This window comes from Xanthomonas sp. SHU 308 (genome assembly GCF_000364645.1).
GTDB classification, from domain to species: Bacteria; Pseudomonadota; Gammaproteobacteria; order Xanthomonadales; family Xanthomonadaceae; genus Xanthomonas_A; species Xanthomonas_A sontii.
Genome location: NZ_AQOK01000236.1, coordinates 1 through 14,949, shown reverse-complemented (window position 1 = coordinate 14,949; position 14,949 = coordinate 1). Strand labels below are relative to the sequence as shown.

The 14,949-nt window shown below is 68.4% G+C and carries 8 protein-coding genes; 6 read left to right on the top strand and 2 right to left on the bottom strand.

Annotation, left to right across the window (positions count from 1 at the left end):
- A partial coding sequence (locus D588_RS28480; RefSeq protein ID WP_232764264.1) for a hypothetical protein occupies positions 1–248 on the bottom strand: 248 nt, incomplete at its 3' end.
- A 488-nt stretch (positions 249–736) separates the two neighbouring features.
- Between D588_RS28480 and D588_RS0108850 the strand changes: the two genes are divergently transcribed.
- The 6 genes from D588_RS0108850 to D588_RS0108825 all read left to right on the top strand — a co-directional run bounded on the left by D588_RS0108850 (position 737) and on the right by D588_RS0108825 (position 13,286).
- Entirely contained in the window at positions 737–4,129 is a 3,393-nt protein-coding gene (locus tag D588_RS0108850; RefSeq protein WP_017915713.1) for a GH92 family glycosyl hydrolase, read from the top strand.
- Positions 4,130–4,424: 295 nt separating this feature from the next.
- The gene (locus D588_RS0108845; protein WP_017915712.1) at positions 4,425–7,526 is read left to right on the top strand and encodes a TonB-dependent receptor; all 3,102 of its coding nucleotides are present in this window, start codon (positions 4,425–4,427) and stop codon (positions 7,524–7,526) included.
- A 139-nt stretch (positions 7,527–7,665) separates the two neighbouring features.
- Entirely contained in the window at positions 7,666–10,110 is a 2,445-nt protein-coding gene (locus tag D588_RS0108840) for a GH92 family glycosyl hydrolase (protein ID WP_017915711.1), read from the top strand.
- 75 nt (positions 10,111–10,185) lie between these two features.
- Positions 10,186–11,361, top strand: a complete 1,176-nt coding sequence (locus D588_RS0108835; protein WP_017915710.1) for a LacI family DNA-binding transcriptional regulator — start codon at positions 10,186–10,188, stop codon at positions 11,359–11,361.
- Positions 11,362–11,545: 184 nt separating this feature from the next.
- Positions 11,546–11,989: a DUF2231 domain-containing protein gene (locus D588_RS0108830; protein ID WP_017915709.1), complete on the top strand. Its 444-nt coding sequence runs from the start codon at positions 11,546–11,548 to the stop codon at positions 11,987–11,989.
- The gene (locus D588_RS0108825) at positions 11,982–13,286 is read left to right on the top strand and encodes a sorbosone dehydrogenase family protein (protein ID WP_026143526.1); all 1,305 of its coding nucleotides are present in this window, start codon (positions 11,982–11,984) and stop codon (positions 13,284–13,286) included. Before D588_RS0108830 ends, D588_RS0108825 begins: the two co-directional genes overlap by 8 nt.
- Positions 13,287–13,491: 205 nt before the next feature.
- Here D588_RS0108825 and D588_RS0108820 read toward each other — a convergent pair whose 3' ends face one another.
- Entirely contained in the window at positions 13,492–14,574 is a 1,083-nt protein-coding gene (locus D588_RS0108820) for a macro domain-containing protein (RefSeq protein WP_232764263.1), read from the bottom strand.
- Positions 14,575–14,949 lie beyond the last annotated feature (375 nt).

Below are 14,949 nucleotides of genomic sequence, written 5' to 3'. Positions count from 1 at the left end.
GTCACGCTTCCGTCGTCGCCGCGGCAGGTTTTGTTGCCGTACGAGTCCGAGGAGCAGCGAATCACGTTGCCCTGGTCGTCACGGGTTGTGGTATTGCCGTAGGAGTCTTTGCTGGTGCGCGTCACGCTTCCGTCGTCGCCCCGGCACGTGGTGTTGCCGTACGAGTCCGTCGAGCAGCGTGTTGTGTCGGCAAATGCGCTCGACGTGGCCAGCAGCCCTGTCGAAAGTGCGAGTGTGGCCATTTTCATTTGAAACCCCTGTGTGTGGAGCGATCCAGCACTTGCCAGTGTAGCCGTTGATCGTCAGTCAGGCAGGGCGCTCTATCGCCTTCGATCGCTCCTCGTCGCGGGACGGTACAGCGTCATCCTTCTTCGTATTCAACGCAACGCGATCGATGCTGGATCGCGTTTCGATACGGAGGCGAACTGTTGCGCAGCAGCATGCAACTCATCAAAAGGCGTGTTACTTCTAGCTCAGTTGGATCGATCCAAAGCCGTTGATGCAGCGCATCCGGGGAAGACGGCTGGTAGGGATCGCGTGCTACGCGTTTGCTGAGGCCTGCTCTTGTGTCCGCATGCAGCTGCGGTCGTGAAACGGTGCCGGATGCCGACTTGAGCTGCGATTCATCGGGTCGATCCGGTCCATGTTGCGTGCCTTAGCTGCGCGCCGTAGCCACCGAGGTGCGTGACGCCATGCGTCGCGGCACAGCCGACCGAGAGAGTTTGGGGAGCCTGTCATGCCAATCCGTCCGTGCTTTGCGCACCCGCCTGAGTCTTCGCGCCGGTGGTGGGCGTCCGTCGCGGCATCGGCGCTGTGGTGCGCGGGCAGCGGTGCGGCATGCGCGGCCGATCCCGGCTTCGCGTCTTCGTTCGAGCGCGGCGACCCTGCGCCTGCGTCGTCCACGCAGTCCGACAGCACAGGTGTCCAGGTCGCCATCGGCAACGGCCCCGAGCAGCCCTACGCGGCCAAGGCCGGCATGGGTTACACCGGGCTGCATGCGCTGCACTATCGCGCCACTGCGGCCGGGCGCGCGCATCTGTTTGCGGTCGATCTGCCGGTGGAGCTGGACACGACGCTGTCGTGGATGGTGCTGCCGGAGATCGTCGATGGCGATACGGTGGCGTCGACCGGCGTGGCGGTGGATCTGCTGTTCGACGATGGGCGCCGCCTGTCCGAGTTGGGCGTGGAGGATCAGCATGGTGCGCTGGTCGGTGCGGCGGGGCAGGCGGCGTCGAAGACGCTGTATCCGCAGCAGTGGGCGTTCAAGCAGGTGCGGCTGGGTGAGGTGGCAGCCTTGCGCGGCAGGCGCATCCGTGCGATCGAGCTGCAGGTGCAGCCCGGCGCCGGCAAGCTGGCGTCGGGCTGGATCGACGATGTCGCGGTGCGACGCGAACCAGCGCCGCAGGCGGCGCGCCGGCCCAGCGACGAGGTGGTGACCACGCGCGGCACGCAGTCCAATGGCACGTTTTCGCGCGGCAACAACATCCCGGCCACGGCGATGCCGCATGGCTTCAATTTCTGGGTGCCGGCGACCGATGCGGGGACGCTGAGCTGGCTGTACCGCTGGAACGAGCAGAACGGCGACGACAACCGGCCGCGCTTGCAGGCGCTGTCGATCAGCCATGAACCCAGCCCGTGGATGGGAGATCGCCAGACGTTCCAGGTGATGCCGTCGTCCACGCGTGGGGTGCCGGAGGCGGACCGCGCGAAGCGCGCGTTGTCGTTCGGCCACGACCACGAGGAGGCGCGCCCGCATCTGTACCGGGTGGACTTCGACAACGGCATCCGCGCCGAGTTGGCGCCGACCGAGCGGGCGGCGATCTTCCGTTTCCGCTTTCCCGAGGGCGGCGATGCCAACCTGCTGTTCGACAACGTCGACGCGCGTGGCGGGCTGACCCTGGATCCGGCGACGCAGACGCTGCGTGGCTATTCCGACACGCGTAGCGGCCTATCCAATGGCGCCGCGCGCTTGTTCGTGTATGCGCGCTTCGACCGTCCGTGGACGGCCAGCGGCAAGATCGCCACCGGGCGCCCGACCGGCTATGTGAAGTTCGCGCCGGGCGCGGACCGCACGGTGGTGATGCGCATCGCCACCTCGCTGATCTCGGTGGAGCAGGCGCAGCGCAATCTGCAGCAGGAGATCGGCGACGCCGGGTTCGAGTTGGTGCAGTCGCGGGCGCAGGACGCCTGGGACGCGGTCCTGGGCCGGGTACAGGTGCAGGGGGCCAGCCATGATCAGCGGGTCACGGTGTACTCCAATCTGTACCGGTTGTTCCTGTATCCCAACATCGCCCACGAGAACGTCGGCGACGCGGCGCATCCGGATTGGCGTCATGCCGACCAGAACAGTTGGTCCAAGGACAACGCCGGCGGCGATGTCGAGCGTACGTCGGCGCCGATCCTGCCGGGCAAGGTCTACGTCAACAACGGCTTCTGGGACACCTTCCGTACCAGTTGGCCGGCGTATGCGCTGTTCGCGCCGGAGCAGGCCGGGGCGATGATCGATGGTTTCCTGCAGCAGTACCGCGACGGCGGCTGGGTGGCGCGCTGGTCCTCGCCGGGCTATGCGGATCTGATGGTCGGTACCAGTTCCGATGTGGCCTTCGCCGATGCCTGGCTGAAGGGTGTGCGCGGGTTCGATCCGCACGAGGCCTATGCGGCGGCGCTGCGCAATGCCACGGTGGTGCCGCCGGTGTCGAACGTCGGCCGCAAGGGCCTGGCCCGCTCGATGTACCGCGGCTACGCCGCCAACGACGTGCACGAAGGGCTGTCGTGGACGCTGGAGGGCGCACTCAACGATTTCGGCCTGGCGCAGATGGCGCAGGCGTTGGCGGAGCAGGAACAGGAGCCGCAGCAGGCGCAGCGCTACCGCGAAGAAGCCGAATACTTCCGGGCGCGCGCCACCGACTACGTGTATCTGTTCGATCCGGCCACCCGCTTCTTCCGCGGGCGCACGCCGGCCGGCCAATGGAGCATGCCTGCGTCGAAGTTCGATCCGCGCGTATGGGGTGGCGACTACACCGAGGCCAATGCCTGGACCTTCGCCTTCACCACGCCGCACGACGCCGCCGGGCTGGCGGGGTTGCTGGGCGGCGAGGACGCCATGGCGGCCCGCCTGGACGAACTCTTCGCCACGCCGGAGACCGCGGACAAGCGTTTTGCCGGCAGCTACCGCGGCGTCATCCACGAGATGACCGAGGCGCGCGACGTGCGCATGGGCATGTACGCGCACAGCAACCAGCCCTCGCACCATCTGCCGTGGATGTACGTGGCGGCGGGGCAGCCGTGGAATACCCAGCGCCTCACCCGCGAGGTGCTGCGCCGCCTGTACCTGGGCAGCGAGATCGGCCAGGGCTATCCGGGCGACGAGGACAACGGCGAGATGTCGGCGTGGTACCTGTTCGCCATGCTCGGGCTGTATCCGCTGCGGATGGGCGCGCCGGAGTACGTGATCGGCTCGCCGGCGTTTCCGCGCGCGGAGGTCGATCTCGGCAATGGTCGCAAGCTTGTAGTGATCGCGCGCAACAACAGTGCGCGCAACGTGTACGTGCAGTCGCTCACGCTCAACGGCAAGCCGTGGAACACCGCCTGGCTGCGCCACCAGGACATCGCCGACGGCGCCACGCTGGAGTTCGTGATGGGGGCGACGCCGTCGCGCTGGGGCAGCGGCGCGGACGCGTTGCCGCCGTCGCTGACGCCGCCGGGCAGCGCGCCGCGCGGGCTGGAGGATGTGGCGTCGCAGGCCGTGGCGGTGTCGTTGGAAGGGCAACCCAAGGCCGCGGTCTTGATCGACGACGATGCAACGACGGCGCTGCCGCTGCCGGCCGGGCGCAGTGTCGACCTGCGCTTCGACACACCGATGCCTGCCACGTACTACACGCTGACCAGCGGCGATGCCGCGGTGTCCGGCCTGGCGTGGACGCTGGAAGGGCGCAACGGCGACGGCGCGTGGACCACGCTGGACCAGCGACGCGCGCAGGCATTCGCCTGGGCGCGGCAATTGCGGCCGTTCCGCATCGCCAAGCCCGGCGCGTACAGCGCGTACCGCCTGCGCCTGGATGCGGGCAAGGACGTGGCGCTGGCCGAGATCGAATTGCTGCAGCCGGTGACGCGGCAGGCCATGCCGTGACCGCGTGCGAACGCGGTGAGCGCGGCCTGCCTGCCGCTCCTGGCGGACGTAGTACGCCGTACTAGGCCTGTTGCGCGGCAGCATGCGCTGCTGCATGGGCTGTGATACTTAGTTTTCCACTGTATTAGAACGATCCAATCGCATCTGCGCAGAAGGGGGAAGAAGACGTAGGGAGGCCGGCTTGCCGCAAGGGCGCCGGAGAGTTTTCGTGTCACACCGCGCGGGGTTCTCGCCCGATCCTTGGATCGATAGAAACCCGCCGCAGCCGATCAATCTTTGGGAGAGGATGATTGAAATGAACTGCATGCCATCCGCACGCAACCGCAGCACGCTGTCTGCCGGCATCGCCATCGCCTTGTTCGCGACGGCTGCCTCCACCACCGCCTTCGCCCAGCAGGCCGACGGCACGCCGGCCCCCACGGGGCAGGCCGAGGTCAAGGCCACCGACCTGGATGCGGTGACGGTCACCGGCTACCGCTACGCGATCGAGAAGAGCCTGGAGCAGAAGCGCAACGCCAACGCCGTGGTCGACGTGATCACCGCCGAGGACGTGGGCAAGTTCCCCGACAAGAACGTGGCCGATGCGCTGCAGCGCGTGCCCGGCGTGGTCATCACCCGCGACGGCGGCGAAGGCAAGAACGTCAGCGTGCGCGGCCTGTCCTCGGAGCTGGTGCTGACCGAGTTGAACGGCAACTACATCGCCACCGCCGAGTCCAACGGCGACCCGACGCGCTCGTTCAACTACACGCTGCTGCCGTCGAACCTGCTCGGCAGCGCCGAGCTGTACAAGACGCCGGAAGCGCGCATCGACGAAGGCGGCATCGGCGGCACGGTGATCCTGCAGACGCGGCGCCCGCTGGAGCTGGAGCCCAACTCCGGCTTCCTGTCTGCCGAGGGCGTGTGGTCGGACAGCAGCAAGAAGACCGATGGCCAGTTCTCCGGCTCGTACTCGTGGCACGACCAGGACAACCGCTTCGGCGTGTTCGTCGGCTACACGCAGCAGAAGCGCACCGCGCGCACGCTGGATGCCACCACCGAAAACTGGCAGTGGTACGGGCGCGACGAAGGTGGCCGCGCGTTCGACGTCAACGGCAAGCCCTCGGACTTCAACGCCATCTGGGGTGGCGCTCCCGGCTTCTGGGACCAGAATGGCAGGTACTACACCGACTTCATGATGCCGACTGCGGTCGCGCTGGAAGCCAAGCGCGAGGACCGCGAGCGCAAGGGCGGGCAACTGACTTTCCAGTTCAAGCCCACCGACGACCTGACCCTGACCGCGAACTACTTCCGCTTCGATCTGTCGCAGAACGCGCAGACCAACACCATCAAGATTCCCGAGTGGAACATCGCGCGCTCTTCCGGCGACGGCAACTGGCGCGGCGGCCGCCTGCTCGACGGGCTGCAGTTCGATCCCAGCGGCACCATCGTCACCGGCGCCAACTACAGTCTGCATCCGGGCAAGGCCTACTACTGCAGCGAGGCGCAGGCCGCCGCCGCCGGCCTGCCGCCGGGCGGTTGGGGCTCGGACGACTGTACGGTGCCGACGCCGCAGATCACCGGCAGCTACAACATCGAGAAGTCGCTGTCGCAGACGGTGGACCTGGGTGGCGAATGGCGTGGCGAGAAGGTGGACGTGTCGTTCAAGGCCGGTCGCACCTGGGCCAAGGGTGGGCCGGAACTGCAGTTCTCCCTGCCGATCAAGCCGCGCCGCCAGAACGCCGACGGCAGCTGGAGCAATGGCAATTTCGCCAGCGCCTGGGACCTGACCGGCACGCCGTCCATGACCTTCTCGCCGGAACTGATGCAGAACCTGCGCGACGGCATCCTGCAGGTCGACCTGGGCTCGACCGGCTCGTCCTGGACCCGCAACACCAACCAGCAGCAGTACGCGCAGATCGATACCACCTGGCATATCGATGGCGCGTTCTTCGACTCGCTACAGTTCGGGCTCAAGCGCCGCGACGGCGGCGTCCACCGCAACACCGGCAACAACTACTGGGTGTGCCCGGGCACCGACCCGAGCGACTACAACAACCGCTACTGGAACGGGCGCTGCAATGCCCTGGCCACGCAGTTCTCGCCGGATCTGCTGTTCCCGCTGGACAACCTGGCCGGCGGGGTGAAGTCCAGCGCGTTCCCGGCGATCAACTTCCCCGGCTACATCGGCTACTTGAACCAGACCTACGGCGCGATGCAGACCCGCAACGAAGACAACTTCGTCTACAACGTCGACGAGAAGATCTATTCGACCTACCTGCAGCTCAACTTCCACACCGAGCGCCTGCGCGGCAACGTCGGCGTGCGGGTGGCGCGCACCGGTCAGCATGCCGATTCCACCGACAAGGTGACCGCCTACAACGATTATTTCTTCGATGGTGCCGACGGCAATCCGCTGGCCTGTCAGCAGGGCGCGGCCATGCCCGCGGGCGCGCCAGCCGATACCTACTGCGGCACCGAAGGCTATTGGCGGCTGTCCGACACCGAGCAGCGCACCGAGTCGTTCGTGGTCAGTGCGCTGGACCGCAAGTACACCGACGTGCTGCCGAGCTTCAACCTGGCCTACGACCTGACCGAGAACCTGCTGCTGCGCGCGGCGGCGTCGAAGGTGATCGCGCGGCCCAGCTACAACGCCATCGCCGCGCCCGGCAGCCTGGAGTACTACAGCCCGGAATACGTGGCCGACCGGCGCCTGACCGGCGGTGCCAGCGAGCAGGGCTGGTACGGCTCGGGCAGCAACAAGAAGCTGGAGCCGTACAAGGCCAACCAGTTCGACCTGGGGCTGGAGTGGTACTTCCAGCCGGGCTCGGTGGCGGGCGTGGGGCTGTTCCGCAAGAACGTGGAGAACTTCTCGGTCGATGTGATCAGCGACGTCAACATGCTGATCAACGGCCAGACGGTCACCGTGCAGAACTACAGCACCAAGGCCGGCGGCCAGGACGCGGTGTCGCAGGGCGTGGAGCTGTACGCGCAGCACACGCTGCCCTCCGGCCTCGGCGTGCAGTTCAACTACACCTACAACGATGCCAGCAAGGCCGCGGTGCGGCTGGAGGACGGCACCGAGGTCGGCAAGACCTCGATGCCGGGCAGCGCCAAGAACCAGACCAACCTCACTGTGTTCTACGAGACCGACCGCCTGCTGCTGCGCGCCTCGTACAACCGTCGCGGCGAACTGGTGCAGGGCCTGGTCAACGGCTTGAACGTGTACGAGGAACCGTACTACCAGATCGATCTGAACGCGGCGTACAACCTCACCCCGGCGCTCAGCCTCACCGCGTCGGTGCTGAATTTGACGAAGCAGGAGTCGCGCCAGCATCTGGGCGACGACACCCGGGCGCGCTTCTACACCGGCGGCTACGCCGGGCGGCTGGCGTACCTGGGGCTGACCTACAAGTTCTAGGCTGCAGCCTGTCGTGCCCATGTCCGCCGCGCGGCGGTCGGCATGGGCGCGACGGTCCGGCGACGGCCGGGCCGCCGTTTTCGCCGTCCACGACCGCGCCGTCGCGCTTGCCGCGGTCGTCCATTACAGGATCCATCGCATGACGTCTTCCCCGCTGCCCTCCCTGCTGCGCACGTTCGCCCTGTCCTTGCTGCTGGTGACGCCGGCACTGGTCGCCGCGCCGCGGCTCAGTGCCGAGGTCAACACCTTCATCGGCAGCAAGGACGACGGCAACACCTTCCCCGGTGCCTCGGCTCCGTTCGGCATGATCCAGGTCAGCCCGATCGGCGCGCACTACGCCGGCTGGCGCTACGACGATCCGCAGATCCGCGGCTTCGGCCATTCCTTCCTGTCCGGCGCCGGCTGCTGGGAGCAGGGCGGGCAGGTCTCGGTGCTGCCGGTGACCGGGCGTATCGGTCCCGGCGGCGCGTTCGATACGGGCGACCCGAAGGCGTTCGACCACACTCGTTATGGCGCGCGCTACCAGCACGACGGCGAGCGCGGTCAGGCCGGCTACTACAAGGTGCGGCTGACCGATTACGGCGGCATCGACGCCGAAGCGACCGCACTGACCCGCGCTGCGGCCGAGCGCTACACCTTTTCCACCTCGGGCGAGGGCCACGTGCTGGTCAACATCGGCCAGGCCAACGCCCGCCACACGGTCACCGGCAGCACCCTGAACGTGGTCGGCGACCGCGTCGTGGAAGGCAAGCTGGTGACGCAGAGTTTCTGCGGCGGCCACCAGTACACCACCTGGTTCCGCCTGGAGTTCGATCGCCCGTTCAAGGCGTTCGGCACCTGGGGCGAGGCCGGCGGCGTGCCGGGCTCGCGCCACGGCATGGAGGGCGAGGGCAAGCCCAGCGGCGCGTGGCTCACCTTCGACCTGAGCAAGGGCCGCGCGGTGACCGCCATCTCGGCGATCTCGCACGTGGACGCCGAGGGCGCGCGCAACAACCTGCGCCGCGAAGGCATGGTCAATGGCCGCCTGCTCGGCTTCGATGCGATGCGCGCCCGCGCGCAGCAGGCCTGGGACAAGGAACTGGCCAGCATGCGCGTGCAGGGCGCCAGCGGCGACGACCGCGTGGTGTTCTACACCGCGCTCTACCACGCCTTGCTGCAGCCGCTGACCGGCAGCGACGCCGATGGCCGTTACCGCGGCTACGACGACGGCATCCACCACGCCGACGGCTGGACCTACCACGAGTTCTTCTCGCTGTGGGACACCTATCGTGCGCAGAACCAGTTGCTGGCGTTGTTGCGGCCGCAGCGCGCCGCCGACATCGGCCGCTCGATCCTGGCGATCAATGCACAAGGTGGCTGGCTGCCGCGCTGGGGCTATGCCAACTTCGAGACCAACGTGATGACCGGCGATCCGGTCACGCCGTTCCTGGTCGATCTGTGGCGCTTCGGCGCGCTGCAGGGGCGCGAGGCCGAGGCCTACACCGCACTGCGCCGCAATGCGTTCGAGATGCCGCCGTTGAACTCGCGCCACGCGGGGCGTTCCGGCAATGCCAACTACCTGGCGCAGGGCTTCGTGCAGTACGACCGCGCGTTTCCCTCCAAGGGCATGGATGTCGATCCGCACCATGGCGGCTCGGCGACCCTGGAGTACGCGCTGGCCGATTGCGCGCTGTCGACCATGGCCGGCGCGCTGGGCCACGCCGACGACGCAGCCGTGCTGAACCGCCGCGGGCGCAACTGGCACTCGATCTGGGATCCGTCTGTCCGCGACACGCAGACCGGCTTCACCGGTTTCCCGCGGCCGCGCACCGAGGACGGGGCGTGGTACACGCCGGCGGATGGCCATTACGATCCGCGTTCGCAGCATGGCTTCCACGAGGGCACGGCCTGGCAATACCAGTGGCTGGCGCAGCAGGACGTGCCGGGCCTGGTGGAGGCGATGCACGGGCCGGAGCAGACCGCGCGGCGACTGGATACCTTCTTCGCCTACGACGCGCTGCTGGCCGACCCGGCCGGCGCGGCGCGCAAGGAATGGGTGATGGGGCCGTACAGCTACTACAGCCAGTTCCGCTACAACCCCAACAACGAGCCGGACCTGCATGCGCCGTGGATGTACACGCTGATCGGCCAGCCGTGGAAGACCAGCACCGTGCTGCATGCGGCGCAGACGCTGTTCACCAACGCGCCCAACGGCGTGACCGGCAACGACGACCTGGGCACGATGTCGGCGTGGTATCTGTTCAGCGTGATGGGCCTGTACCCGGCGGTGCCCGGCACCGGGCAGTTCCTGCTGCACGCGCCGCGCTTCTCGCACGTCGAGCTGGACGTGGGCGCGGGTCGCACGCTGCGCATCGACGCGCCGCAGGCCGGCGACGGCAAGCTGCGCTACGTCGGCGGCGTGTCGCTGGACGGCCGTGCGCACGCGCCGGTGTGGCTGGATTGGGCGCAGTTGCACCAGGGCGGGCGTCTGCGTTTCGACCTGCGCGACGCGCCGCAGCCGCAGGGCTGGGGCACGCAGCCGCAGGATCTGCCGGTGTCGCCGTGCGCGGCGCCGCCGTCCGCCGCCAGCCTGGTCTGGCGCTGAGTCCGTGCCGTCGCGCGGCAGGCGCGCGCAGCCGATGGTTTACGCTGCGCGTCTCGTCCGAAGGGAATCGATCCGATGAGCCAGAAGCGTCCACCCGGAACCGGATCCGCAGGCTCCAAGGTTGCCAAGGCCGCCGCGCGCAAGGCGGCTCCGGTTGCGGCGGAGCATGCGGACAAGGCGAAAAAGGCCACAAAGACCGCACCTGTCTCCGCCGCGCGCGACCGCCAGCGGGTGGTGACCGTCACCGACATCGCCGATGCGGTCGGCGTCTCGCGCGCGACCGTGTCGCTGGTGCTGCGCGGCAGCCCGCTGGTGCATGCCGACACGCGTGCGCGCGTGGAAGCGGAACTGAAGCGGCAGCGCTACGTCTACAACCGCGGCGCCGCCAACCTGCGCCGGCGCACCTCGACCTGCGTGGCCCTGGTCATCAACGACCTGGCCAATCCGTTCTTCGCCGAGTTCGCCGCCGGCGTGGACGAGGCGTTGGGTGAGCAAGGCTATGTGACCCTGCTCGGCAGCACCGGCGAATCGCCCGCGCGGCAGCAGGCCGTACTGGCCTCGCTGATGGAACACACGCCGGCCGGCGTGATCCTGTCGCCGGCCGAGGGCAGCGACGCCGCCGAACTGCACACGGTGCTCGACGCACGCGCGAACGTGCTGCTGTTCAACCGCGAACTTGCCGGCGCCGACGACTGGGGTTTCCTCGGCCTGGACAACCAGCGCGGCGCGCAACTGGCCACCGAGCATCTGATCGCGCTCGGCCACCGCCGTATCGCCTTCTACGGCGGCCATGCCGATTCCAGTTCCTGCCGGCAGCGTCGCGCCGGCCACGCGCAGGCGATGCGGCAGGCCAGGCTGCCGGTCGACCCGGCCTGGCTGATCGAGTCCGCGCCCAATCGCCTGGAAGCGGCCGCGCGCCACAGCGACCTGTTCGCCCACGACGCGCCGCCCACCGCGGCGGTCTGCTACAACGACACGGTCGCGCTGGGCCTGATGCTGGGCCTGCTCGCGCGCGGCATCCGTCCGGGCAAGGACTTCGCGATCACCGGCTTCGACGACATCCCCGAGGCCGCGGTGAGCACGCCCGCGTTGACCACGCTCGCCGCGCAACCACGCGCCCGCGGTCGCCAGGCGGCGCAGCTGGTACTGGAGCGGCTGGACGCGGCCGCGCCGCCGCGCAGGACGATCGTGCCGGTGAGCCTGTCGGTGCGCGAGAGCAGCGGCGCGCCGATCGCGCGCACGCGCAGCTAGCGCGGCGAACGCGGCGGCGGCCGCCGCGACGATGCGCGATGGCACTCGGTGCGCGCAGTGCCATCGCGACGCCCTCTAGACAGAGGCGGGCAGATAGTGGGTCGCACCCTCACAGCGGCGCGTCCCGCGGGTTCGTGCTGAGCGAGCGCTTCGCCCCCTTCTTCCTTTCGTCGAGAGCCGTCTCATGCATCTGCAGACTGCACCGCGCCGTTCCGTGGTGGCCAACGCCTTCTACGGCCTGCTCAATCCCATTCCGTTCGGCTGCTTCGTCGCCGCGCTGATCTTCGATATCGTCTATGCCCGCAGCGGCGTGATCCTGTGGACCAAGGCGGCGGCCTGGCTGATCGCGATCGGGCTGGTCATCGCCATCGTGCCGCGCCTGATCAACCTGGTGCAGGTCTGGATCACCGCGCGGCGCTCCACGCTGCCGGTGGAACGGCTCGACTTCTGGCTGAACCTGCTCGCCATCGTCGCGGCCATCTTCAATTCCTTCGTGCACAGCCGCGACGCGTATGCGGTGGTCCCGGCCGGGCTCTGGCTCTCGATCGCCACGGTCGCGCTGTTGGCGATCGGGCATGTGCTCATCGCCATCCGCACCACACCACGCGAGGGTTACGTCCATGGCTAAGCGCCTGTGCCTGTCCGTTTTTGCGCTGAGTTGCGCCATGGCCCTGGCCGCCTGCGGCGGCAAGGCCGCGCTCGAGCCCAACCAGCAGGCGGGCAACGCGCCGCTGCTGCCGCAGCCGCGCAACTTCCTGCTGCCGCCGATGCAGGTTCCCGAGGGGGTGGGCTGGAAGGAGGGGCAGGCGCCCACCGTGGCGGCTGGCCTGAAGATCGAGAAGATCGCCGGCGGCCTGAAACATCCGCGCCAGCTGTACGTGCTGCCCAACGACGACGTGCTGGTGGTGGAGGCCAATTCGCCCGGGATGGAACCCGTCACCACGCCCAAGCAACTGATCGCGGGGCTGGTCCAGAGCCGCTCCGGCAAGAGCGCCAAGGGCGGCAACCGCATCACCCTGCTGCGCAGGACCGCGGACGGCAAGTGGGAACAGCATGCGTTCCTGAAAGGGCTGCACTCGCCGTTCGGGGTGCAACTGATCGGCGATGCGCTGTACGTCGCCAACACCGACAACATCATGAAGTTCCCCTACGTCCCCGGCCAGACCGAGATCACCGCGCCCGGCACGCTGTTCGCCGATCTCCCCGGCACGATCGAACACCATTGGACCAAGGCACTGCTGGCCAGCCCCGACGGACGCAAGCTGTACGTCGGCGTGGGTTCCAACAGCAATATCGGCGAGAACGGGCTGGACGTGGAGTACCGCCGCGCGGCCGTGTTGGAGGTGGATGTCGCCTCCGCCAGCAGCCGCATCTTCGCATCGGGCATCCGCAATCCGACCGGGCTGCAGTGGGAACCGCGCACCGGCAAGCTGTGGGCGATCGCCAACGAGCGCGACGAGATCGGCGCCGACCTGGTGCCCGACTACCTGACCTCAGTGCAGGACGGCGGCTTCTACGGCTGGCCGTACAGCTACTACGGACAGAACGTGGATGTGCGGGTCAAGGATCAGCGCCCGGACCTGGTGGCCAAGGCGATCAAGCCGGACTACGCGTTGGGCTCGCATGTGGCCGCGCTCGGCCTGTGGTTCTCCCGCGGCGATGCGCTGCCGGCGAAGTACCGCGAGGGTGCGTTCGTGGCCGAGCACGGCAGCTGGAACCGCTCGCCGCTCAGCGGCTACCAGGTGGTGTACGTGCCGTTCCAGCAGGGCCGGCCGGTCGGCCCGCCGCAGACCGTGGTCAGCGGCTTCCACTCGCAGGACGAGTCGCAGCTATACGGCGCCCCGGTCGGCCTGGCGCAGGACAAGGACGGCGCGTTGCTGATTGCCGACGATGTCGGCAACAGCGTCTGGCGCGTGCGCTTCTGACCGGTTGCAGGTTGTGCCGGGCACTGGCGAGCGGGTGGAGTGGTTCTGCGTGATGCGGGACCCATCGCGGTGGCAGGCCGCTGCCGAAGCGCGGCGGCACACTCGGAACTCTGCGCGGCCGGAACGCAGAGGCCATGTGGAACGAAAGAGCGATCTGCCCGACTTCGACTCGGCAACGCGCTGATTCCACCCGCCTGGCACGCCTTCAGTTCAGGCGTATCCAGTCCAGCGCCACCAGCGTGCGGATCGCTTCGACGAGCGCCTGCTGCGTCTGTTCGGAATCGACCGTGGTCCTGGAAGCGAGTAGCTGCGCATGCAGTTGCTGCGCGGGGAGCGCCTGCCCGGGGTGCGCCACCTGCAGCCGGCGCGCGGCCTGGAACACCGTCATGATGTCCTCGGCCTGGTCGATGCTCCTGATCTGTGCGAACAGGTCCACGGCTTTCGCGATCTCGGTGTCGTAGGGCGCATACGCCGCGGCGAACCGCGCATGCTCCTTGTCGTACTGCGGCGAGGCGCGCAGCGCCATGGTCCGCCCCTGCGGCTGCTCCTGCAGCCAGTTGCGGTTGGCCAGGTCGGTCAGGATCGGCCTGACGTCGCCCTGGCGCGGGCCGCGGCCGGCAGTGCCGAAGGTCAGCCCGGTCGGCACGCCCAGTTCGGTCATGGCCCAGCAGAGCGTCTGGAACAGCGTGCGCCCGATCGGCCGCGCCTCCGGCCGGGCCTGCAGCCGCCGCAGCACTTCCATGATCGCGATCCAGCCCGGCTGGGGTGCCGTACGTTTGCCAACGCCCTCGGTCGAGGCGTTTGCCGGCCGCGACAGGAAGGCGGTTTCGAGTTGCGCCAGCGGCGTGCCGTACGGCGCATAGACCTCGATGTCGACCGGCAGGTGCGCCAGCGTGCGGTAGATCAGCGGACCGACCTCCTCCCAGACCAGACCGCCGTTGCCGCAGCCGAGCGGCGGCAGGGCAAGACTGCGCACGTCCCATTCGCGCAGACGCGCGGCGAGATAGTCCAGCCCTGCCGCGATGTCCTCCAGCCGCGACGGCGAGCGCCAATGGCGCTTGGTCGGAAAGTTGAGAATGCGGATGCCGCTGGCGTCGTCGTACAGATAGGGCTCGCCGATGCGCACGCGGCATTCCCGGCAGCGCACGGCATAGTCCTCGAACATCGCCGGATAGCGCCGCTTGAACGCCTGCGCGATGCCCTTGCCCATGATGCCGGCGCAATTGACCGCATTCGCGAGGACGTGGGCGTGGCTGGCGAACAGATCGCCGATTCGTGCCTTGAACATGGTGCGATCCATCGATGGAGAGATCCCCGTGGTGGCGCCTGTCGCTTGCCCGCACTGACAGGCACCGCGTGTGCGGTAGTGCTGTCCGCGGCCTGGTCCAGACAGGCCGGCGAGGTGCTGCCGACGTCAGCGCATATGCGCACCTGGCTGTCCTGCGGCAAGGGCGCCAGGGCAGCAGCGGGGAGCGCGCAAGCATGCGGCAGCGGCGTCTCACCTCCTGAGATCGGGCGAGACCAGGAGAAGAGGTGCGGCTCAGTGCCGATCGACGGCAGCGATTCTTTTTCGTGGGAGCGGCTTCAGCCGCGACAGGCATTCCCAGTGATGCCTCGTCGCGGCTGAAGCCGCTCCCGCAGGCGCTTGCGGCGAGCCAGTCGT

Excerpts from the sequence above, each read along its gene's own strand:
- D588_RS0108835 (WP_017915710.1), top strand. The coding sequence starts at position 10,186 with ATGAGCCAGAAGCGTCCACCCGGAACCGGATCCGCAGGCTCCAAGGTT.
- D588_RS0108820 (WP_232764263.1), bottom strand. The coding sequence starts at position 14,574 with ATGTTCAAGGCACGAATCGGCGATCTGTTCGCCAGCCACGCCCACGTC.
- D588_RS0108830 (WP_017915709.1), top strand. The coding sequence starts at position 11,546 with ATGCATCTGCAGACTGCACCGCGCCGTTCCGTGGTGGCCAACGCCTTC.
- D588_RS0108825 (WP_026143526.1), top strand. The coding sequence starts at position 11,982 with ATGGCTAAGCGCCTGTGCCTGTCCGTTTTTGCGCTGAGTTGCGCCATG.
- D588_RS0108845 (WP_017915712.1), top strand. The coding sequence starts at position 4,425 with ATGAACTGCATGCCATCCGCACGCAACCGCAGCACGCTGTCTGCCGGC.
- D588_RS0108850 (WP_017915713.1), top strand. The coding sequence starts at position 737 with ATGCCAATCCGTCCGTGCTTTGCGCACCCGCCTGAGTCTTCGCGCCGG.
- D588_RS0108840 (WP_017915711.1), top strand. The coding sequence starts at position 7,666 with ATGACGTCTTCCCCGCTGCCCTCCCTGCTGCGCACGTTCGCCCTGTCC.